The organism is Streptomyces sp. ATexAB-D23 (assembly GCF_000373645.1).
Lineage (GTDB): Bacteria > Actinomycetota > Actinomycetes > Streptomycetales > Streptomycetaceae > Streptomyces > Streptomyces castrisilvae.
Genome location: NZ_KB892004.1, coordinates 110,484 through 134,199 on the forward strand (window position 1 = coordinate 110,484; position 23,716 = coordinate 134,199).

The 23,716-nt window shown below is 72.5% G+C and carries 11 protein-coding genes; 9 read left to right on the top strand and 2 right to left on the bottom strand.

Translation table 11 applies throughout. The annotated features are described in order from the left end of the window. Window positions 1–25: 25 nt before the first annotated feature. Window positions 26–721, bottom strand: a complete 696-nt coding sequence (locus tag B082_RS0106355; RefSeq protein WP_018550972.1) for a TetR/AcrR family transcriptional regulator — start codon at window positions 719–721, stop codon at window positions 26–28. Between the two features lie 162 nt (window positions 722–883). Here B082_RS0106355 and B082_RS35740 point away from each other — a divergent pair, with 162 nt between their 5' ends. Beyond that, entirely contained in the window at window positions 884–2,326 is a 1,443-nt protein-coding gene (locus B082_RS35740; protein ID WP_051094588.1) for an MFS transporter, read from the top strand. 72 nt (window positions 2,327–2,398) lie between these two features. On the opposite strand, the gene B082_RS0106365 is transcribed toward B082_RS35740, so the two are convergent. After that, the gene (locus tag B082_RS0106365) at window positions 2,399–3,346 is read right to left on the bottom strand and encodes a methionyl-tRNA formyltransferase (RefSeq protein WP_018550974.1); all 948 of its coding nucleotides are present in this window, start codon (window positions 3,344–3,346) and stop codon (window positions 2,399–2,401) included. A 248-nt stretch (window positions 3,347–3,594) separates the two neighbouring features. Here B082_RS0106365 and B082_RS0106370 point away from each other — a divergent pair, with 248 nt between their 5' ends. The 8 genes from B082_RS0106370 (at window position 3,595) to B082_RS0106405 (ending at window position 23,713) form a co-directional block, all read left to right on the top strand. Further along, window positions 3,595–4,947, top strand: coding sequence for a lysine N(6)-hydroxylase/L-ornithine N(5)-oxygenase family protein (locus B082_RS0106370; protein ID WP_026249486.1), 1,353 nt, complete (start codon window positions 3,595–3,597; stop codon window positions 4,945–4,947). An 84-nt stretch (window positions 4,948–5,031) separates the two neighbouring features. After that, complete coding sequence (locus B082_RS0106375; protein WP_026249487.1) at window positions 5,032–6,090, top strand: FecCD family ABC transporter permease; 1,059 nt, start codon at window positions 5,032–5,034, stop codon at window positions 6,088–6,090. Beyond that, complete coding sequence (locus tag B082_RS0106380) at window positions 6,087–7,148, top strand: FecCD family ABC transporter permease (RefSeq protein ID WP_018550977.1); 1,062 nt, start codon at window positions 6,087–6,089, stop codon at window positions 7,146–7,148. The genes B082_RS0106375 and B082_RS0106380 overlap by 4 nt, the downstream gene beginning before the upstream one ends. A 38-nt stretch (window positions 7,149–7,186) precedes the next feature. Then, window positions 7,187–8,050, top strand: coding sequence for an ABC transporter ATP-binding protein (locus B082_RS0106385; RefSeq protein WP_018550978.1), 864 nt, complete (start codon window positions 7,187–7,189; stop codon window positions 8,048–8,050). 93 nt (window positions 8,051–8,143) lie between these two features. Beyond that, the gene (locus tag B082_RS0106390; RefSeq protein ID WP_026249488.1) at window positions 8,144–9,202 is read left to right on the top strand and encodes an iron-siderophore ABC transporter substrate-binding protein; all 1,059 of its coding nucleotides are present in this window, start codon (window positions 8,144–8,146) and stop codon (window positions 9,200–9,202) included. 43 nt (window positions 9,203–9,245) lie between these two features. Then, window positions 9,246–11,036 (top strand): ABC transporter ATP-binding protein, encoded by a 1,791-nt coding sequence (locus B082_RS0106395; protein WP_018550980.1) that lies wholly within the window; start codon window positions 9,246–9,248, stop codon window positions 11,034–11,036. 58 nt (window positions 11,037–11,094) lie between these two features. Further along, window positions 11,095–22,026, top strand: coding sequence for a non-ribosomal peptide synthetase (locus B082_RS0106400; RefSeq protein ID WP_018550981.1), 10,932 nt, complete (start codon window positions 11,095–11,097; stop codon window positions 22,024–22,026). After that, window positions 22,013–23,713, top strand: a complete 1,701-nt coding sequence (locus B082_RS0106405) for an ABC transporter ATP-binding protein (RefSeq protein WP_018550982.1) — start codon at window positions 22,013–22,015, stop codon at window positions 23,711–23,713. Before B082_RS0106400 ends, B082_RS0106405 begins: the two co-directional genes overlap by 14 nt. The last annotated feature ends 3 nt before the right edge of the window (window positions 23,714–23,716 follow it).

Sequence of the window (23,716 nt, forward strand, 5' to 3'; positions counted from 1 at the left end):
GGGGCGGCCACGCGGTCACCCCCGCTCAGCCGGTTGTGCCTCCCGCCGCCGGCACGGCACGGGCGAGCAGCCCGTCCACGAGGATGCGCAGCCCCTCGGGGTAGGCGTCCCGTGCGGCCAGCTCCGCCCAGCGGCCGCCGATGGCGGCCAGATGAGGGACGCGGGAGGCGTCGAAGGACTCCCGGAAGACCACGCGCCCCGCCTCGGCCTCCGCCCGGCGGTGCGCGGAGCGTGCCCGGACCAGGACCTCGCCGACGGTGAAGTACCAGACGCCCCGGAAGAGATCGACGGTCTGCTCCGGTGTGCATCCGTGGTCGTCGGCCCCCGCCACGATGGCCTCCACCATCCACAGCGCCCCCTCGTCGAGGAGTCCGACGAAACCGTCCTCGGTCAGGACCTCGGCCGCCCACGGCCAGGCGCTGAGCGCCTCGTGCATCGCGAGGGCCGCCGTGAGGATCCGCTCGCGCGGGCCGGCGGGCAGCTCCGGGCGCTCGATGCGGTCGATGTGGTCGTTGAGCAGCAGGATCAGCAGGTCGTCCTTGTTGCGGATGTGGTGGTAGAGGGTCGTCGCCCCGACGCCGAGTTCGGCGGCCAGCCCGCGGATGGTCAGCTTCTCCCACCCGTCCTGGTCGATGAGCGTGCGGGTGGCGGCCAGGATCTGCGCGCGCGAGGTCACGGGGGGCCGGCCGGTGCGGCCGTTGGCTGAGGTCGTTCGGGGCATCGCCCCATCATGCCGCCCCGTCCCCGCCCCTCACGCGACGGGCACGTTTCCAGCCACTCCCGCTTCCCCCGGGCCGCGCGGTGCTACTTTAGGAACACGTTCGGAAAGTCCTTCCGGGGCAGGCGCGAGCATGCGCGGAAACATCGGGGAACGGGGTACGTGATGACGCAACAACCCACTGTCCGGCCGGGGATGACCCTCGCGGCGGTGGCCGTCGTGCAGTTCATGGTGTCGCTGGACCTGTCCGTCGTGAACGTCGGACTCCCGCAGATCGCCACCGGGCTCGGCTTCGGCGATGCCGGTCTGACCTGGGTGATCCACGCCTACGCGCTCACCTTCGGCGGGCTGCTCCTGCTGGGCGGCAAGGCGGCCGACCGGTACGGCCGCAAGCGGGTCCTGCTGCTCGGCCTCGCCCTCTTCGGCCTCGCCTCGCTCGCCGGCGGCTTCGCCCAGGAGTCGGGCCAGCTCGTCGCCGCCCGCGCCGCCCAGGGCATCGGGGCCGCGGCCCTGGCGCCGGCCGCGCTGGCCCTGCTCACCCGTTCCTTTCCCTCGGGGCGGGGCCGGATACGGGCGTTCGGGGTGTGGAGCGCGGCGAACGCGGCGGGCGGCGCCCTCGGCGTCCTGATCGGCGGCCTGCTCACCGAGTACGCCAACTGGCGCTGGGTGATGTTCGTGAACGTGCCGATGGCCGCGTGCGCCCTGGCACTGGCGTGGCGCGGCGTCGCCGCGGGTGCGCCCGCCGCTCGCGGAGGCCGGCCGGACGTGCTCGGCGGCCTCCTGGTCACGGCGGGCATGACGCTGCTGGTGTTCGGCGTGGTCCGCACCGACCGGTACGCGTGGACCTCGGCGGCCACCCTGACCACGCTGGCGGCGGCCGTCGCCCTGCTGGCCGCCTTCGTGCAGGTCGAGCGGACCACCTCGCGCGAACCGCTGGTCCGGCTCGGCCTGTTCGCCAACCGCTCGGTCGCCGGCGCGAACCTCTACAACCTGCTGGCGGGCGCGGCCATGACCTCGGCCTTCTACTTCGCCTCGCTGTACCTCCAGCGGGTCCTCGGCAAGGGTCCCGCCGCGACCGGCGTCATGTTCCTGCCGTTCGCCCTCGCGATCGTCGCCGGTTCGGTGCTCGCCGTGAAGCTGGGCTACCGGTTCGCCGGCCGCACCCTCCTGGCCGCCGGGGGGCTTGTCACCGCCACCGGGCTCGCCTGGTTCGGGCTGATCAGCGTCGACGGGGCCTTCGCCACCGACATCCTCGGTCCGTCGCTCGTCACCGGGACCGGCTTCGGGCTCTGCCTCGGCCCGGTCGTCTCCCTCGCCACGGCGGGCGTCGCGCCGCACGAGGCGGGAACGGCGTCCGGCCTGCTCAGCAGCTCACGCCAGATCGGCGCCTCGCTCGGGCTCGCCGCGCTCGGCGCCGCCGCCGGCCACCGCACCGGCCGGGACGTCACGCCGGGGAGCCTCAACGACGGGTTCGGGCTGGGCCTGACGCTCGGTTCCGGGCTCCTGCTCGTCGCGGTCGTCGTCGCCCTCACCGTCCTGCGGCGCTCCGCCCCGCCGGCCGGGGAGGGGCGGACGGAAGACCGCGAACTGGTTCCCGCGGCGGACTGAGGGCCCGCGCGCGAAACCGCCGGGTCGGCCGCACGAGCGGCCGACCCGGCAGGCGTGGTGACCGCTCCCGGGTCAGGGACGGCTGGTCAGATAGCCGCCCATGGACGTGAAGTACTCCGTCGCGGGCAACTCCCGGCCGTCCTCGGTCCTCACCCGCGTGATGGCCAGACCGTGGTTGCGGCCGGTGCGGGCGTCGGCGCCGGCCACGATCACCACGCCCTCGCCCTCGCGGTAGAAGATCCGGCCGGGTGTGCCGCCGTAGCGGCCCTCGGACACGACCGCGGCGGTGACCTCGATCCGCTTGCCCCGGTGGAAGGCGAAGGCGCTGGGGTACGGCGCCGACTGGGCGCGCACCAGGCGTTCCAGGTCCTCGGCGGGCCAGGTCCAGTCGATCCGGATGTCCTCCTCGGACCGCTTGTGGAAGAAGGTCGCCTGCGAGCGGTCCTGCGGGGTGAACTCCGTCTGCCCGTCGGCGATCCTGGCGAGCGCCTTGGTGGTGACCGGGGCGATCAGGTCGACGGTCTTGTGGAACAGGTCCGTCGCGGTGTCCGCCGGTCCGACCGGGACGGACTCCTGGCGGACGATGTCGCCCGCGTCCAGCTCGTCGTTCATCATGTGCGCGGTGACGCCCACCTCGGTCTCGCCGTTGATGAGTGCCCAGATCAGCGGCGAGAAGCCGGCGTACTTCGGCAGCAGCGAGTCGTGGACGTTCAGGGTGCCACGGCGGGGCAGCGCGAAGATGCGCGGCGGAATCCAGGTGCGCCAGTTGTTGGCCACGATGACGTCCGGGTCGGCCTCCTTGAGCCGCTCGTACAGCTCGTCGTCGTCCGGCCGGTTGCGGATGAGCACCGGAACGCCGTGCTCCTCGGCGAGGTCCGCTACGGAGTCGCTCCAGATCTTCTCGTAGGCGTGCTCACTCCTGGGATGAGTGACGACCAGCGCCACGTCGTGCTCGGAGTCCAGGAGGGCTTGCAGGGTGCGGTGCCCCCAGGTCTGGTAACCGAACATGACGACCCGCATGGGGGTTCCTCCTCAAGGTAGAAACAGAGCGGGCCCAGTAAAGCAAGGCTTACCTTATCTCGCAACAGGCGCATAAGGTGCCCCAGTTGGGGCGATTCGGTGACGGGGCTGTCCGAATCCGGCCTGTCGACAGCGTTGACGGATTAGCTTAGGCTCACCTAAGTTCATCGGGTCGCTCCGTCGGCGTGCCCGTATCTACGCCCGTTCCCCACATCCGACAGGCGGCTTCCCCGCACGATGGGAGTGACATGTCACAGGCTCGTCCTGGCGACGCACCAGCGGTCCACGACCTCATTGGTATCGGCTTCGGCCCGTCCAATGTGGCCATGGCGATCGCGATCAGTGAGCACAACGCGCGCTCCGGGACGCAGAGGCCGGTGACCGCCCAATTCTTCGAGCAGCAGCCCCGCTTCGGCTGGCACCGCGGCATGCTCATCGACGACGCCACCATGCAGGTTTCCTTCCTCAAGGACCTGGTGACGCTCCGCAACCCCTCCAGTGAGTTCAGCTTCCTCTGCTATCTGAAGAGCAAGGGACGCCTGATCGACTTCATCAACCACAAGAACCTCTTCCCGCTGCGGGTCGAGTTCCACGAGTACTTCGAGTGGGCCGCCGCACAGGTCGCCGGCATGGTCTCCTACGACCACGAGGTCGTCGGCGTCACCCAGGTCGTCCGGGACGGAGCCGTGGAGTTCCTGGACGTCACGGTCCGCTCGGGGGAGGGGCTCACCGTCCACCGCGCCCGCAACCTCGTCATCGGCACCGGGCTGCGCCCCCGCGTCCCGGAGGGTGTGGAGCGCGGCGACCGCGTCTGGCACAACTCCGAACTCCTCGCCCGGGTCGGAGAACTGGACGGCACCTCGCCCTCCCGCTTCGTCGTCGTGGGCGCCGGGCAGAGCGCCGCCGAGAACGTCGCCTATCTGCACCGCCGTTTCCCCGGCGCCGAGATATGCGCGGTCTTCTCCCGCTACGGCTACAGCCCCGCCGACGACAGCAGCTTCGCCAACAAGATCTTCGACCCGGACGCGGTGGACGAGTTCTACGCGGCGCCGGAGCCCGTCAAGCGCAAGCTGATGGACTACCACGGCAACACCAACTACTCGGTGGTCGACATCGACCTGATCGACGACCTGTACCGGCAGATGTACCAGGAGAAGGTGCTCGGCACCGAGCGGCTGCGCTTCCTCAACGTGTCCCGCCTCACCGAGGTCAAGGAGACACCGGACAAGGTCCGCGCCACGGTGAAGTCCCTCGTCACGGACGAGGAGACCCTGCTGGACGCCGACGTCGTGGTGTTCGCCACCGGCTACAGCCCCGCCGACCCCCTCGGCCTCCTGGGCGAGGTCGGGGAGCACTGCCTGCGTGACGAGGAGGGCCGGGTCCGCGTCGAACGGGACTACCGCATCGCCACCGATGCCGGGCTGGACTGCGGGATCTACCTCCAGGGCGGCACGGAGCACACCCACGGCATCACCTCCGCCCTGCTGTCCAACACCGCGATCAGGGTCGGCGAGATCCTCGACTCGGTGCTGGACCGGAGCGTCAAGTCCGCGCCCGACGAGGCCCGGCCGGTCACCGACCGAACCAGCAGCAGGCCGTAGCGCCGGACAAGGCCCCGGGCACCCCCTGCGGGGAGCGGTGCCCGGCCGCCGTCCCGGTGGATCAGAGGGATAACGTACGTCGACATGAGCACGACTGCAGTGGAGCGCCCCGCGCCCGGGGGCACGACTCGGGCCCGTCACAGGCGGGTTGTGGGTCTGGGCGCGCTTGCCGCGGCCGTCCTGGTCGTGGGGGCGCTGTCCCTGGTGGTCGGGGCGCGTTCGCTCACCCCCGCCGAGGTGTGGCACGGCCTGTTCTCGGCCCCGGAATCCGACCAGCGGCTCTCCGAGATCCGGCTGATCGTGCAGACCGTACGGTTGCCCCGCACGGTGCTCGGCATCGTGGCCGGCATCGCGCTCGGCGTCGGCGGTGCGCTGATCCAGGGGTACACGCGCAACCCGATCGCCGACACCGGGCTGGTGGGGGTCAACGCCGGCGCCTCGTTCGCCGTGGTGTCGGTGATCGCCGTGTTCGGCTTCACCGACCCGCTCCTGTACCTGTGGTTCGGTTTCCTCGGGGCGGCGGTCGCCGGGGTCGTCGTGTTCGGTCTTTCTAGCATCGGCAGGGGCGCGGGCAACCCGCTGACGCTCGCCCTGGCGGGGCAGGGCGTCACCGTCTTCCTCGCGGCGATGACCACGGCCGTGGCGCTCACCGACACGAAGTCCCTGAACGCGCTGAGGTTCTGGAACGCGGGCTCGTTGACCGGGGTCGGCTACGACGTCATCTGGCCCGTCACCGCGTTCGTCGTGGTCGGGCTGGTGTCGGCCCTGGTCATGCTGCCCTCGCTGAACCTCCTCAACCTCGGTGACGACGTGGCGCGCGGGCTCGGTGTCAACATCGCGCTGAGCCGGACGACCGGCATCGTCGCCATCACCCTGCTGGCGGGCGCGGCCACGGCGGCCTGCGGGCCCATCGCGTTCCTCGGGCTCATGGTGGCCCACGTCGCCCGGTATCTGGCCGGGCCCGACTACCGCTGGCTGGTGCCGTACGCGGGCCTGCTCGGAGCGGTCGTCCTGCTGGTGTGCGACATCGTCGGGCGCCTGGTGGTGCGGCCGGGCGAGCTGGACGCGGGCGTCGTCGTCTCCCTGCTCGGCGCCCCGTTCTTCGCGGCGCTGGTCTGGCGCGGAAAGTTCAGGAGCGCATGAACGGCACGGAGTTGAAGCCATCGATGGTGGCGGGCGTCCGCGTCGGCCGGGTCTCGTTCGTCTGGCGGCCCTGGCTCGTCCTGGTCACCCTGCTGCTGGCGGCGGCGGCCTTCCTGGTGTTCTGCCTGTCCATCGGCGTCGGAGACTTCCCGATCGGTCTGTCCCGGGTGATCGCCACGATCCTCGGCCGGGGCGAGCCGGTCGACGAGTTCGTCATCATGGACCTGCGGATGCCGCGCGCCCTGGCCGGGCTCGTCGTCGGCGTCGCACTGGGCGTCTCCGGCGCGATCACCCAGTCCGTCGCGCGCAATCCGCTGGCCAGCCCCGACATCCTCGGCATCACCGGCGGCGCGAGCGCGGTCGCCGTCTTCCTGGTCACCGTCTCCGGCGGGGCCGCGGCGGTGGTCACCGACGCGGTGGGCCTGTCGGCGGCCGCGCTCCTGGGCGGTCTCGGCACGGGACTTCTGGTGTACTTCCTGGCCTGGCGGCGCGGGATCGACGGCTTCCGGCTCATCCTCATCGGCATCTCGGTGAGCGCCGCGATGCAGGCGATCACCACCTGGCTGCTGGTGTCGGCGGACATCCGCGATGTCGCGCGGGCCCAGGCCTGGCTGGTCGGTTCCCTGGACAACCGGTCCTGGGGCGAGGTCCGGGTGGCGCTCTGGTGCACCCTCGCCCTGCTGGCCGTGGTGATCTGCCTGGCCTTCCAGTTCAAGCCGCTGCACCTCGGTGACGAGGTCGCCGCGGGGCTCGGCGTCCGGATCACCCGGGTGCGGGCCGTCATGCTGCTGTGCGCGGTCCTGCTGGCCGCCGCCGCGGTGAGCGCGGCGGGCCCCGTCCCCTTCGTCGCGCTCGTCGCCCCGCAGGTGGCGATGCGCCTGGCGAGGCACCCGACACCGCCGATGGCGGCCTCCGGCCTGGTGGGCGGGCTGCTGCTGACCGGGTCCGACCTGATCGCCCGCACGGCTCTGCCCATCGCCCTGCCGGTCGGTGTGGTCACCGCCGCGATCGGCGGACCCTTCCTGGTGTACCTGCTGGTGCGGGCGAACCTCAGGTAATGACAGACGAGTCGGACAACCCGAGCAGAGGGGGGCCAGTGGCCGCACACCGCACCATCACCCGGACCGAGGCGGTGGGCGGCGACGTCCCACGGCTGGCGGCCAGAGGCATCACGGTCGGCTACGGCGGCCGGAGGGTCATCGACGGCCTCGACGTCGAGATCCCCTCCGGGGTGGTCACCACCGTCATCGGGCCCAACGGCTGCGGGAAATCGACGCTGCTGCGCACCCTGACCCGGCTGCTGAAGCCGGCCGGCGGCGCCGTCGTGCTGGACGGCGAGGACATCGCCGGCCTCCGCACCAGGGACGTGGCGAAGAAGCTCGGCCTGCTGCCCCAGGCGCCCGTCGCGCCCGAGGGACTGACGGTGTCGGACCTGGTCGCCCGGGGGCGCCATCCGCACCAGAGCTGGCTGCGGCAGTGGTCATCGGACGACGCGGACATCGTGCGGCGGGCGCTCGCCATGACCGGGGTGGCCGATCTCGCCGACCGGCCCGTCGACTCGCTGTCCGGGGGCCAGCGCCAGCGGGTGTGGATATCCATGACCCTGGCTCAGGGCACCGACCTCCTGCTGCTGGACGAGCCCACCACCTACCTGGACCTGGCGCACGCGATCGATGTGCTCGATCTGGTGGACGACCTCCACGAGTCGGGGTGCACCGTGGTGATGGTGCTGCACGACCTCAACCTCGCCACGCGCTACAGCGACAACCTCGTGGTGATGCACGAGGGCTCGATCCTGGCTCAGGGCCACCCCCGCGACGTGATCACGGCCGAGCTGCTGGAGGAGGCGTTCGGGCTGCGCGCCATGGTGATAGACGACCCGGTCGGCGACCGGCCACTCATCGTGCCCATCGGGCGCACGCACGTACAGGTCAACTGGGCTTCCAAGCAAGGAAGCTGATCGGTAAGGCTAGGCTTGCCTCACTTGATCGGGGTAAGGTTTGCCTGCCCTTGTGAAGGGCCTCAGCGGACAGCGTGAAAGCAAGGGATTCGGATGCTCCTCGACAGAACGACGCCCACCAGGTCATGGCGGCGGGTGGCGGCGGCGGTGACCGCGGCGGCCCTCGGCGTCGGCCTCCTCGTGGGCTGCGGCTCCGACTCGCAGGACAAGACGGACGACAAGGCCCCGGCGGCCTCGGCCGGCGGCGTGTTCCCCGTCACCGTGGAGCACGCGTTCGGATCCACGAAGATCACCAAGGCCCCTGAGCGGGTCGTCTCCGTCGGCTACACCGACGACCAGGACATCCTGGCGTTCGGCATCAAGCCGGTCGGCATGGTCGACCAGTACCCCAACCCCGAGGGCAAGACCCCCGACATCAACACCCAGTGGCCCTGGGTGAAGGACCAGTGGGGCGACGCCCGCCCCGAGGTCATCATGAAGAACGGGGACGCCGGCCCCAACTACGAGAAGATCGCGGCCCTGCGGCCGGACCTGATCATCGCCGTCTACTCCGAGATCGACCGGGCCGCCTACGACAAGCTGTCGAAGATCGCCCCGACGGTGGGCCGCACCAAGGCCGAGAAGGAACCCTTCAGCGCGCCGTGGCAGGACAACGCGGAGCACATCGCCAAGGCGCTCGGCAAGGAGAAGGAGGGCAAGGAGATGGTGGCCGGCATCCAGGAGAAGCTGGACGCCGCCGCGAAGGCGCACCCCGAGTTCGCGAAGCAGACCGCCGTCGCGCTGTCCTGGTACGACAACTCGGTGGCCCCCTTCACCACCACCGACGTACGAGGCCGCCTGCTGACGGGCATCGGCTACCAGGGCGACACGGAGATCGACAAGATCGCCGGCGGCAAGTTCTACACCAAGCTGTCCCCGGAGCGCATGGACCTCGTCGACGTCGACCGAATCTTCGTCATCAATGACAAGGCCGACCAGGAGGCCCTGAAGAAGTCCGAACTCTTCAGCAACCTCAAGGCGTTCAAGGAGGGGCGGGTGTCCTACCTGCTGGACAGCGAGGGCCCGGCCGTCGGCGCCGCCATCTCCCAGGGCACGCTGCTGTCCATGCCGTACGCGGTCGACGAGCTCGTGAAGGCGGCGGACGCCAAGTGACCGAAGCCGCCCGCACCCCCCACCGGCCCGCCCGGACGTCCGGTTGAGCACCACCGGCACCCGCTCCGATTCCCCGTCGGCCCTGCGTACGGCGACGGGCGGTGAGGCGACCCGCTGGCTCGCCGCGCACTGCCGCGCGGTCCCGTGGCTGACGGCCGCGACCCTCCTCACCACCGTGGCCGGGGCGGCGCTCCAGGTGCTCCCGGTGCTGCTGCTCGGCCAGGTGGTCGACGGGGTCGTGGACGGCGAGTCGCGTGCGGTGCTGGTGAGGGTCGGGGCGCTGATGGTGGCCGCCGCGCTGCTCGGCGCGGCGGCCACCGCCGCCTCGACGTATCTGATCGGACGGCTGGGCGCCGGTCTGCTGGCCACCCTGCGGGAAGGCGCGGTCCGGGCGGTGCTGGGCATGCCGAGCGCGCGGCTGGAGCAGGTCGGCCGCGGCGACGTCCTCTCCCGGGTGGGCGACGACGTCGCCGTGCTCTCCCGGGGCATCCGGAGCGCGATCCCCACCGTGTTCTCGGCGGGCGTGCTCGTCGCCATCGCGACCGTCGGCATGTTCGGCCTGGACTGGCGGCTCGGCCTGGCGGGCGCCGGGGCGCTGCCGGCGTACGCGCTGGCGCTGCGCTGGTACCTGCCCCGCTCCGCCCCGCTCTACCGCAAGCAGCGCACGGCCCAGGCCGACCGCGCCCAGGCGCTGATCAGCGGCCTGAACGGAATCGACACCGTCCGGGCCTACCGCCTGGAGGACGCGTTCCGCGAGAAGGTCGACGCCGAGTCGTGGCGGGTGCGGGATCTGGGCATCGAGGTGTTCCGGTTCTTCGGCCGGTTCGTCGGCCGGGAGAACCGCGCCGAGTTCATCGGCCTGGTCCTGATCCTGCTGGTGGGGTACGCCCTGCTGGAGGGCGACGCGGCCACTCTCGGCGAGGTGTCGGCGGCCCCGCTGATGTTCCACCGGCTGTTCACCCCGCTCGGCGCGATCATGTTCACCTTCGACGAGGCGCAGAAGTCGGGCGCGAGCCTGACCCGCCTGGTCGGGGTGCTGGGGGAGGACGCGGAGGACCGGCTGGTGGGCGACGCCTCCGTGACGGCGGCCCAGGACGTCCCGTATCCCGTGACGGTGCGGGGGCTGACGTTCGGTTACCCCGACAGCGATGAGCCGGTCCTGTACGACGTGAGCCTGACGATTCCGGCGGGCGGCTCCCTGGCGCTGGTGGGGGCGACGGGGGCCGGCAAGTCGACGCTGGCCGCGCTGATCGCCGGGATCGGCACCCCGCAGTCGGGTTCGGTGCGCATCGGGCCGACCGATCTCGCGGACCTGGACGAGGCGGGCGCGCGGGCCCTGGTCAGCATTCTGACGCAGGAGACCCATGTGTTCTCCGGCCCGCTCGCCGACGATCTGCGGCTGGCCGCGCCGGAGGCGAGCGACGCCGAACTGCTGGACGCCCTGCGGACGGCCGGCGCCGGGGAATGGGTCCAGGGGCTGCCTGAGGGGCTGCACACCGCGGTTGGTGAGGGCGGGGAGCGGCTGGACGTGACCAAGGTGGCCCAGATCGCTCTGGCCCGTCTGGTGCTGGCCCGTTCGCCGGTGGTGGTGCTCGACGAGTCCACCGCCGAGGCCGGCAGCGAGGGCGCCGCGGAGCTGGAACGCGCCGTTCTGGCGGCCTGCGCGGGACGCACGACGCTGTTCGTGGCGCACCGGCTGACCCAGGCGATGGCGGCGGACCGGATCGCCGTCCTGGACGCGGGCCGCGTCGTGGAGCAGGGCTCCCACCAGGAGTTGGTCGCTCTGGGGGGCCGGTACGCACGTTTGTGGCGGGCTTGGCGAGAAGGAAGTTAGGGCACGCTTAGTTAGGTTAGGCTCGGCTAAATACCTCGGAAGAGAAGCGGAGTCCTCGATGTCGGAACCGAGCGATCACCTCGTGCGGCTCTCCCTCCAGGGTCTGGCAGCCCTGCGGCGGCGGACCGGGGACCGCGACGACCGGACCCTCGCCGAAGCCTGCGCCATCGGTCTTGCGTACTGGGCGACCGGCCGGAGCCCGGAGGGGATCGGGCTGACCCCCGCCACCCTCTTCGCCGATGTGCTGGCCTGGGCCGACAACGGCGGCTCGGCGCCCGCCGGCTGGGAGCCCGGCGCGGACGGCCGGAGCATCTCGCTCCCCGAGGGCGTGGACCGGGCCGGCGCACAGCTCGCCCTGGACGACCTCGCCGACTTCCCCGACCGGCCGCTGGGCACCATCTCCCCGTCCGGCGCCGCCGCCCGGATCGCGGACCTGGCCCGATGGAACGACACCGAAGCGGACCGGGACCGCCCCACGGTCATGGAACTCTTCCGCGAGCAGGCACGGACCCGACCGGACGCCATAGCGATCGTGGACGAGCACCGGACCCTGACCTACCGTCAAGCCGATGAGCTGTCGGGCCAGTTGGCCCACGGCCTCGTCGCGCGCGGGCTCACCGCCGAACAGGTCGTCGGCATCTCGCTCGGCCGGTCAGCCGACATGGTCATCGCCCTGCTCGGAGTGCTCCGGGCGGGCTGCGCGTTCGTACCGCTCGACCCGCTGTGGCCCGCGGAGAGGCGGGCCGCCGTCGCCGAGGACGCCCGGATCGTCCTCCAGCTCAACAGCTCGGGCGAGCGCGCCCCGGACGAGCCGGAAGCCGTGGCCGTCGACCTCGACGCCTGGGCCTTCGCCGCTCACCCCGCCGAGGCGCCGGACGTCGCTGTCCCCGGAGCCGCCCTCGCCTACGTGATCTTCACCTCCGGCTCGACCGGGCGCCCCAAGGGCGCGATGATCCGTCACGAGTCCATCAGCGAACGGCTGTTGTGGCAGGCCCACGAGATCCTCGGTTTCGGCCACGACGACGCGTCCCTGTTCAAGGCACCGCTGTCCTTCGACATCTCCGTCAACGAGATCTTCCTGCCGCTGGTGACCGGCGCCCGGCTGGTGGTCCTGCGGCCGGGCGGCGAGCGCGACCCGCACCACCTGCTGAGCGTCATCGCCGAACACCGGGTCACCTTCACCTACCTGGTCTCCTCCATGCTCGACGTACTGCTGGAGATGACCGGCGAATCGGGACGGCTGGACAGCCTGCGGCACGTCTGGTGCGGCGGCGAGGTACTGACCCCCGAGCTGTACGAGCGCTTCCGCACCCGCCTCGACATCCCCCTGTACCACGGCTACGGCCCCGCCGAGACGACGATCGGGGTCTCCCACATCGTCTACCGGGGCGAGGCGGAGCGCCTGTCGACCTCCATCGGCAGGGCCAACCCCAACACCCGGCTCTACGTACTGGACGGTGAACTGCGTCCGGTGCCCACCGGGGTCGGCGGCGAACTGTACGCGGGCGGACTGCTCCTGGGCCGCGGCTACGTCAACGCCCCCGGGCTGACCGCGTCCCGGTTCGTGGCCAACCCCTTCGCCCGGGACGGCTCCCGGCTCTACCGGACCGGCGACCTCGCCCGGTTCACCCCGGACGGCTCGCTGGACTTCCTCGGCCGCGCCGACAACCAGGTCAAGATCCGCGGCATGCGGCTGGAGATCGAGGACGTGGAGGCATCGCTCGCCGAGCACCCGCGTGTCCGCAGCACCTGCGTCGTCGCCCGGAAGAACACGGCGGGAGGCACCTACCTGGTGGCGTACGTGATCCCCGCCGCCGGCAGCGAGGCGCTGACGCCGGACGACGTCAGGACGTGGGCCGAGGCGCACATGGTGGAGTACATGGTGCCCGCCCACACCGTCGTGCTGGACGCCTTCCCGCTCACCGCGAACGGCAAGACCGACCGGGCCGCGCTGCCCGAACCGGTGCTCACCCCCGGGCCGGTCACCGCGCCCGTCACCGACGAGGAACGCGCCGTGTGCGCGGCGGTGGCAGAGGTGCTGCGGCTGGACACGGTCGGCGTCGACCAGGACTTCTTCCGGCTCGGCGGCGACAGCATCCTGGCGATATCCCTGCTGAGCGCCCTGCGCAAGGCCGATCTCCATGTCACGGCACGCCAGATCTTCACCCACAGCGTCCTCGGCGAACTGGCGGCGGTCGCCGGCCGCGAGGACCTCTCCACCGCCCGGGAGGACGACGAGGCGACCGGACCCGTCCCCGGAACACCCATCGTGCGGTGGCTCGGCGAGACCACGGACGCGATCGACGGATTCGTGCAGTCCGTGGTGCTGAACACCCCGGCGGAGCTGACCGACGACGCACTGGACGAAATCCTCACCGAGGTGCTCCGCCGGCACGACATGCTGCGCGCCCGACTGGTGCGGGGCGAGCACTGGGGCTTCCACATACCCGAGGCGGACGGTGCCGTCGCCGCCTGGCAGGAGAGCGGGGAAGCGCTCGACGCCTGTATCGCCCTCGCCACCGCCGGGCTCGACCCGGACAACGGTGTGATGCTGCGCGCCGTCCGGCGCCGCGAGGCACGGCAACTGGTCCTCGTCGCCCACCACCTGGTCGTCGACGGCGTCTCCTGGCGCGTCCTGATGGACGACCTCGCCACCGCCTGGCAGCAGTTCACCTCGGGCACACCGGTCCACCTGCCCCGCGAGGGAACATCGCTGCGCCGATGGGCCGAACTGCTCGGCCGCGACACCTTCGACGCCGACCTGGACCACTACCTGCGCCCCCTGCCGGGCCCCGACCTGCCCCTGGGCCGCCGCCCCCTGGCCGGGGACGACACCGTCGCGCGGGAACGCGCGCGGACCTTCACGGCCGGCCCCCGCACCACCGCCGCCCTGCTCGGCGAGATCCCCGCGAGGTTCCACGCGGGTGTCAACGACGTCCTGCTCACCGCGCTCGCGGTCGCACTCGCCCGGTGGCGGCGCGACCTCGGGCAGGACCAGACGTACGCCCACATCGAACTCGAAGGCCACGGCCGCGAAGGGCAGGCGGTCGCGGACGCCGCGGGATTCGAGCCCGACCTGTCGCGGACCGTGGGCTGGTTCACCACCCTCTTCCCGGTCACCGTCGACCCCGGCCCGACCGCGGGCCTCACCACCCCCGAGGGCCTGGCCGCCGCGCTCAAGGCGGTGAAGGAGGACCTCGCCCGGGTCCCGGGCAACGGCCTGTCCTACGGCGTCCTGCGCCACCTGCACGGCACCCTGCGACCCGCGCCCGCACCCCAGGTGCTGTTCAACTACCTGGGCCGGTTCGACGCGGGCACCGGCGGCCACTGGCAGCTCGCCGGCACCACCGGCCGGCTGGGCGAGAAGCGCGACCCGAGGATGCGACTGCCCCGGGCCCTGGAGTTCAACGCGATCGCCGAACCCGGCACGGACGGCGCGCACCACCTCGTCACCACCGTCTCCTGGCCCGACGGCATGTTCACCGACGAGGACATCGACACCCTCGGCGGCTACTTCCAGGACGCCCTGACCGCGCTCGCCGCGCTCGACGGGGGCGGGCACTCGCCCAGCGACTTCGCCCCCGTCCCGCTCACCCAGGCCGACGTGGACGCCCTGGACGGACCCGGGCTGCGGGACATCCTGCCGCTGACCCCGTTGCAGGAGGGCCTGTACTTCCACTCGGTCTTCGACGACGACTCGGCGGGCAGCTACGTCGAGCAGCAACTCCTCACCCTGGAAGGCGAGGTGGACACCGGGCGGCTGAAGACGGCCGCCACCCGGCTGCTCACCCTGTACCCCAACCTGGCCGCCCGGTTCGTGGCCCTCGCCGACGGCCGGGTCGTCTCCGTCCTGCGGAACGGCGCCGAGGCCCCCTTCACCGTCCTGGACCGGCCCGGCATCACCGACGACGAGCTGCGCGACCTCGCCGAACGGGACCGCCGCGCCGGATTCGACCTGGCCGCCGGACCGCTCATGCGGTACACGCTCGTGCGCGGCGGCCCCGGCCGTACCGTGCTGGTGCAGACCGTGCACCACATCATCGCCGACGGCTGGTCCGTGCCGCCGATGCTCCGCGCCCTGCTGGCCGAGTACCACCGGCCCGGCGCCGCGTACCGGGCGGGCGGCTTCCCCGACTACGTACGCCTGCTCGCCGCACGCGACGACGCGGAGAGCGACCGGGTCTGGGGCGAGCAGCTCGCCGGACTGCCAGGACCCTCACTGGTCGCCGAGGGCCACACCCCGTCCGACCGGTTCGCCGACATCGCAGTGGAGCCCGAGTTCGACATCGACGCCGCCGCGCGCCGGGCCGGTGTGCCGCTGAGCGCGGCCGTGCACAGCGCCTGGGCGGTGACGCTGGGCGGGCTGCTGCACGGCAGGGACATCGTGTTCGGCTCCACCGTCTCGGGCCGCGACGCCGATGTGCCCGGCATCGCCGACATGGTGGGCCTGTTCATCAACACCATTGCGGTACGCGCCCGTTGGGAAGCCGGCAGCACGGCCGGTGAGCTGCTCGACTCCGTCCGGGAACACCAGAGCGCGGTGCTGGCGCACCAGCACGTCTCACTGGCGAGGATCGGCAAGCAGGCGGGCCCCGGCGCGCGCTTCGACACCCTGGTGGTCTTCGACGTCGCGACGGATGTGGCCGGCCTGCGCGGGCCAGGCGACGAACTGGTCATCACCGGCATCGTCAACGAGGGCGCCCCGCACTACCCGCTGACGCTGGTCGTGGAGCGCACACCGGAGGGCCGGCCCCGCTTCAACCTGATCCACGACGGCGCGCTCCTGCGGGAGGAGAGCGCCCGGCGGATCCTGGACACGTTCACCCGCGCCCTCACCGGCCTCCTCACCCGGCCCGGCGCCCCGGCCGACGAGCTGACCGCCGAGGACACCGCGCATCCCGCGCCGCTCGGACAGGCCACTCTGGGCGCCCTGTTCGACGCCGCCGCCCACCGCGACCCGGCGGCCGTCGCCGTCACCCGCTGCGGTCTGGACGGCGCCACCGCCTCCCTGACGTACGGCGAACTGGCCACCGCGAAGGACCGGCTGGCCGCGACCCTGCGGGCGGCGGGCATCGGTCCGGGCCGCCGTGTCGCCGTCGCCCTCCCGCGTTCCCTGGAGCAGGTCACCGCCCTCGTCGCCGTCGTCTCGGCCGGCGGGGCCTACGTGCCGCTGGACCTCGCCCACCCGGACGAACGGCTGGAGTACATCCTCACCGACGCCGCCCCGCAGGCCCTCCTGGTCCTGCCCGGCGAGCGGGAACGCTTCACCGCCCTGCTGGACCGGGCAGGCGTACCGGCCCGGGTCCTCGTGCTCGGCGACGAGCCGGCACCGACGGGCGAGCCGCCCGCGAATCCGGCCGGGCCCGCCCCGCACGATCCCGCTTACGTCATCTACACCTCCGGATCGACCGGCCGGCCCAAGGGTGTCGTCGTCCCGCACTCGGGTGTGGTGGCGCTGCTGGCGAACACCCGGCCCGCCATGGGGTTCGGGCCCGACGACGTGTGGGTGCAGTTCCACTCGTACTCCTTCGACTTCGCCGTCTGGGAGCTGTGGGGCGCGCTGGTACACGGCGGTGAGCTGCTGGTGCCGGACTACGGGCTGACCCGCTCCCCGGTGGACTTCCACCGGCTGGTCCGCGAGCGCGGGGTGACCGTGCTCAACCAGACTCCGTCGGCCTTCTACCAGTTCATCGAGGCCGACCGGCACGCCGGGCAGCGCGCCACCGCGCTGCGCCGGATCATCTTCGGCGGCGAGGCCCTCGACCCCGTGCGGCTGCGCGGGTGGGTGGAGCGGTACGGCACCGCGTCGCCCGAGCTGGTCAACATGTACGGCATCACCGAGACCACCGTCCACGTCACCCACCGGGTGCTCACCGACGAGGACCTCACCGCCGGCGTCAGCCCGATCGGCGGCCCCGTCCCCGGCCTGACCACCTACCTGCTGGACGACCGGCTCCGGCCGGTGCCGCCGGGACGGGTCGGCGCCATCTACGTGGCCGGCGAACAGGTGTCCCTCGGCTACCTGGGCCGGCCCGGTCTCACCGCCGGACGGTTCGTCGCCGACCCCTTCGCGAACGACGGCTCCCGGATGTACCACACGGGCGACCTGGCCCGCCGCACCCTCGACGGGGAGCTGGAGTTCGCCGGTCGCGCCGACGACCAGGTCCAGCTCAAGGGCTTCCGCATCGAACTCGGCGAGGTCGAGGCGGCGGTCAGGGAGCTCGACGGTGTGGTCGACGTGGCCGTCACCCCGTCCGACGGCGGTGACCACCTCGTCGCACACGTCGTGGGCCGGGCCCCCGCCGGCCTCGCCGCGCTGCTCCGCGAGAAGCTGCCCGCGCACATGGTGCCCGGCCAGGTGCTGACGGTCGGCGCGCTGCCCCTCACGGTCAACGGCAAACTGGACCGCAAGGCGCTGGCGGCGCACGCCGCCGCACGTCAGGAGGAGGCCCCGGTTGCGGCGACATGTCAGGACGAGGCCTCCGTGGCGGCGGGGGACTCCGCGCTCGACGGGCTGACCGCGATCTTCGCCGAGGCGCTGCCGGGCACCGCCGTGGACGAGGACACCGACTTCTTCATGGCCGGCGGCGACAGCATCGTCGCGATCACCGTGATCAACCGGGCCAGGGCATCCGGTCTGGCCATCGCGCCCCGGGACGTGTTCCTGTTCAAGACCCCGCGCGCCATCGTCGAGGAGCTGCGCTCGCGTGCGCCCCGGACTGTCGCACCGCAGCGGGAACGCCACGAGGACGGCCCGTTCGCGCCGACGCCCATCATGCTGCGCCGACGTGAACTGGGCGGCTCGCTCGCCCGGTTCGCCCAGGCCAGGGCTCTGGCGACGGCCGAGGGCACCACCCTCTCCGACGCCGAACGCGCCGCGAACGCCCTCGTGGCCGCACACCCCGCCCTGCGGCTGCGGCTGGACACCACCCACGGCGTCTGGACCCCGCGCACCGAACCCTTCCACGAGGTCACCGTCACACCGTCGGACAGCGACGACCCCACGGCCGCCGCCGAAGGGGCGGCCGGGCGCCTGGACCCCGAGTCCGGCGACGTCGTCGCGTTCACCTGGCTGCCGGCCACCCGGACCCTCGTGGTCACCGCGCACCACCTCGCGGTCGACGCCGTGTCCTGGCTGATCGTCCTCGACGACCTGGCCACGGCCCTGCGCGGGGAACCCCTCGCACCCGAGACCACCCCCTACGCCGAGTACGCCGACGCGCTCACCGCTCGGGCCGCCCGCACGACCGGGAGCCTGGGCGACTGGATCACGGTGCTCGAAGCGCCCGCGCCGCTGCCCGGCTCCGAACCGGGGAAGCTGCGCGGGACCACCGTCGTCCTGGCCCCCGAAGTGAGCGACCGGGTGACGCGCACCGCACCCGCCGCGCTCGGTATCGGCCTCACCGAGCTGCTGTGCGGCGCCCTGCGCACCGCCCTGACGCACATCCAGCCCGAGCCCACCGATCTCGCGATCGACCTGGAGCGGCACGGCCGGGTGCCGGCGGCCGACCACCACGACTACACCCGTACCGTCGGCTGGTTCACCTCCATCGCGCCCGTCCGGCTCACCGCCCACACCGACCCCGTCGTGGCGGCCCGCGAAGTGGCGGCACGCCAGCCCGACGAATCCGGGCACGTCGCCTACGGCCGGCTCAGGTACCTCAACCCGCAGACGGCCCCCCTGCTGACCGCCCGCCCACAGGTCCTGTTCAACTACCTCGGCCGGGGCGGCGAGTCCGACGTCCCGCACCTCACCGGCGGCGAGGGCGACAGCCCGTACGCCGTCGAGGTCAACGCCTGGACCGACGCGGCCACCGGCAGCCTGCACGCCGCGTTCACCCTCGCCGACGGCGTCCCCGACGCCCTCACCGGGCACTGGCGGGCCGCGCTCGAACACATCGCGGACACCGCCGCGACCGCCGAGCGCACGGCCCCGGTCACCCCCCTCCAGCGCGGCCTGTACTTCCAGGCCCAGCTGGCCGGCACCGCCGGGCACTATGTCGCGCAGAGCTACTTCACCTTCGACCGGCGCCTCGACACCAACGCACTCGCCGAGGCCATGGCGTACGTCATCGCCCGGCACCCCGTCGCCGGGGCCGGGTTCACCACCGACGACGACGGCAACCCGGTCCAGATCCTGAAGGCCGGCACCCGGGTCGGTGTCCGCACCGTCCACCTGGCGACGGACGCCGAAGCCGACGCGCTGCGCGCCCGGGACCGCGACACCGGCTTCGACCCCGGCGAGCCGCCGCTGATCCGGCTGACCGTCGTGCGGCTGCCCGGCGACCGCGACGGCCTGCTGCTCAGCTACCACCTGCTGCTGTGGGACGGCTGGTCCCGCGAGATCCTGCTGCGGGACCTGTTCGACGCCTACCGGGCCGTCGTGGCGGGGGAGCGACTGGACGACCCGACGCCGCGCACGCCCGGATTCGAGGACTACGCCCGCACCCTCGCGGCCAGGGACCCCGCCGCGTCGGAACGCTTCTGGGCGGAGCACCTGAGCGGCCTCACCGGCCCGACGCTGCTCGCCGGACCCCGGCCCGCACAGACCGAGGCCCTGCCGCGCGCGCTCGTGCACACGCTGTCCGCCGATGAGTCCGAGCGGCTGCGCGAAGCCGCGCGGGTGCACGGTGTCACGCTCAACACCGTGCTCACCGGGGCGTTCGGCCTGCTGCTCGGCGCCCACACCGGCCGCGGCGACGCCGTGTTCGGCGTGACCGTCTCCGGACGCGAGGGCGAGGGCCTCGCCGGCGTCGTCGGCGTGCTCCTCAACACCGTGCCCATGTGGACCCGCGCCCGGCCGCACGACACCGCCGCGGAGTACCTCGCGGCCGTCCAGGCCGCCCGGGTCGAGGCGATGGACCACGAGCACCTCGGGCTCGGCGAGATCCAGCGGGCCGCCGGCCACGACACCCTGTTCGACAACCTCTTCGTGCTCCAGAACTTCCTGGACCTGGACGCACTCGCCGAGATGAACGCCACCCACGGCATCACATCGGTCGCGGCCGACGACTCGACGCACTACCCGTTCACCTGGGTCGTCACGCCCGGCGAGCGGCTCACCGTCAAGCTGGAACACCGCGACGACGACCCCGCCGGCGCCCGCCGCCTCCTCGACGGCTACCTGCGGGTGCTGCGGGACCTGGCCGGGGCCACGGGACCGCTGGGCGCTCTGCCCGGCCTCGAACCGCCGCCCGAACCCGCCGCCCGCACGGATATCGGCACGGACACCGTCGTCGACCGCTTCGACCGGGCCGCGGACCGCCATCCCGAGCGCGTCGCCCTCGTCGCCGACGGCTCGGCCCTGACCTTCGGCGAACTGCGCGACCGCAGCCGCGCGGTGGCCGGGGTGCTCGCCGGGCGCGGCATCGGACCGGAGACGGCCGTGGGCATCGCCGTCCCCCGCTCCCTCGACTCGATCGTGGCGCTCTTCGCCGTGCTGCGCGCCGGAGCCGCCTACGTGCCGCTGGAGCTGGACCATCCCGACGAACGGATCGCGGCCATCGTCGCGGACGCCCGGCCGGAGGTGATCCTCACCGTGAGCGCCGTCTCGCCCCGGCTGACCGGTGAACTGATCGAGCTGGACCGCCCGTTGCCGGCTGCCGAGCCGTACACCACGTTCGCGCCCGACGACCCCGGCCGCCTGCGGCACCCCGCGTACACGATCTACACCTCCGGCTCGACCGGCCGGCCCAAGGGCGTCGTGACCGAGTACGCAGGGCTCACCAACATGCTCGTCAACCACCAGCGGCGGATCTTCGAACCGGTCCTCGCGGAGCACGGCCACCGCACCTTCCGGATCGCGCACACCGTGTCCTTCGCGTTCGACATGTCGTGGGAGGAACTGCTGTGGCTGGCCGACGGCCACGAGGTGCACATCTGTGACGAGGAACTGCGCCGCGACGCGCCCCGGCTGGTCGCGTACTGCCTCGCGCACGGCATCGACGTCGTCAACGTCACCCCGACCTACGCCCAGCAACTGGTGGCGGAGGGGCTGCTCGACAACCCGGAGCGGCGCCCGGCCCTGGTGCTGCTGGGCGGTGAGGCCGTCACCCCGGGGCTGTGGCAGCGGCTCACGGAGACGGAGGGGACGGCCGGCTACAACCTCTACGGGCCCACCGAGTACACCATCAACACACTCGGCGTCGGCACCTTCGAGTGCCAGGACCCGGTCGTGGGCGTGGCCATCGACAACACCGAGGTGTACGTCCTGGACCCGTGGCTGCGCCCGCTGCCCGACAACGTCCCCGGCGAGCTGTACGTCTCGGGCATCGGCATCGCCCGCGGCTACCTCGGGCAGCCCGCCCAGACCTCCCACCGGTTCGTCGCCCGCCCCTTCGGTGCGCCCGGCGAGCGGATGTACCGGACCGGGGACCTGGTGGTGCGGCGGCCGGACGGGAATATGGCGTACCTGGGCCGCACCGACCAGCAGGTCAAGATCCGCGGCCACCGGGTCGAACCCGGTGAGGTCGAGGCCGCGTTCGCCGCGCACCCGGCGGTACGGTTCGCCGCCGCGGTCGCCCAGCGCGACCCCCAGGCCGACGGGGCGTACCGGCTGGCCGCCTACCTCGTGCTGGACGGCGCCGGCCTGGCCACGGTCGCCGCCGAAGTGGGCGCCGCGCTCCCCGACTTCCTGCGCCCCTCGCACTACGCCGAGGTCGACAGCATCCCGCTGACCGTCAACGGCAAGGCCGACACCGGGGCGCTGCCCGAGCCCAAGCCCCTGGGCGTGCTGACCGGGGCGGGGGAGCGCGCACCGGAGACCAGCACGGAGATCACGGTGTGCGAGTTCTTCGCCGAGGCGCTGGACCTGGACGACGACGAGGTGAGCGCGGTCAGCGACTTCGTGTCCCTCGGCGGTCACTCCATGCTGGCGGTCCGGCTGACCGGGCTGCTGAGACGGGAGTACGGTCCAGTGATCACCATCCGAGACCTGCTCACCCTGCGAACCCCCGAAGCGATTGCCGGCCACCTCGATGAACACTCCTGACACCCAGCGGCCCCTCCGGGGCGCCGACATCCTGCGCACCGCCCTGCGCCGCAACGTCGGAGCCATGGCCCGGGGCACCGTCCTCATGGGCCTGTACCAGGCCGGTGAGACCGCCTTCCCCATCGCGCTCGGCCTGATCGTCGAGCACACCCTGCAACACCGCAGCCTCGGTTCGCTCGGGGTGTCGATCGGCGCCCTGGCCGTGATCATCACGACGGTCTCGCTGTCCTGGCGGTTCGGGATGCGCGCCCTGCAGAAGGCCAACACCACCGAGGCACACCGCTGGCGGGTGCGGGTCGCGGCCTGCGGCCTCCAGCCGGTGGCCCGTGACGTCGACCTGAAGTCGGGCGAGGTGCTGACCATCGCCACCGAGGACGCCGACCAGAGCGCCGACATCATCGAGGTGGTGCCGCTGCTGATCAGCTCGATGGTCGCGGTCCTGGTCGCCGCCGTCGCACTCGGCCTGGCCGACCTGCGGCTCGGACTGCTGGTGATCGTGGGCACCGTCGCGATCCTGTCGGTGCTGAGCGTGATGTCCCGACGGATCGGCGCCAGTACCCAGGAACAGCAGGCCCGGGTGGCGCGGGCCGGAGCCAAGGTCGCCGACCTGATCACCGGCCTGCGCCCGCTGCACGGCTTCGGCGGCAACCACGCCGCGTTCCGCTCCTACCGCCGCGTCAGCGCCGAGGCGAAGCAGCAGTCGGTCACCGTCGCCCGCGTCAACGGGGTGTACGCGGGCACCGCGCTCGCCCTCAACGCGGGCCTGGCCACCGCCGTCACCCTGACCGCCGGATACCTGGCCTTCGCCGGCCGGATCAACATCGGGGAACTCGTCATGGCGGTCGGCCTCGCGCAGTTCATCATGGAGCCGCTCAAGATGTTCTCCGAGATGCCCAAGTACGTGATGATGGCGCGTGCTTCGGCCGAGCGCATGGCGCTGGTCCTCTCCGCCCCGCCGGTCGGCACCCCCGGGTCCGGACGTCCGGACCCGGGCGGACCGCTGGAGATCGACTGCGTCCGGTACGGGGAGCTGCGCCGGCTGAAGTTCGAGGTGGCCGCGGGGGAGTTCGTGGCCGTCACCGCCTACCAGCCGCGCGCGGCGGCCGACTTCGCGGCGATCCTCGCCGTACGCGTCCCGCCCGGGGCGTACGAGGGAGTGGTGCGGGTCGGCGGGCAGGACCTCGCGGAGCTGTCGGTCGAGGCGATCCGGGAGCACCTGCTGGTGAACCCGTACGACGGGGAGATCTTCGCCGGCACCCTGCGGACCAACATCGACCCGTCGGGCACCAGCCGCACGGTCCCCGAGGCCGTCGAGGCGTCCATGCTGACCGATGTCGTCGCCCTCCACCGCGAGGGGCTCGACTACCCGATCCGCGACCGCGGGGCCAACCTCTCCGGGGGACAGCGCCAGCGACTCTCCCTGGCGCGCGCCCTCGCGGCCGATACGGACGTCCTGGTGCTGCACAACCCGACCACCGCCGTGGACGCGGTGACCGAGCAGCTCATCGCGCGCAACATCGCGAAGCTCCGCCGGGGCCGTACCACCGTGGTGATCACCAGCAGCCCGGCCGTCCTGGACGCCGCCGACCGGGTCCTCGTGCTGGACGACGGCGTCATCACGGCCGAGGACACCCACCGCAACCTGCTGGCCACCGACGAGGCGTACTGCCTGGCGGTGGCCAGATGACAT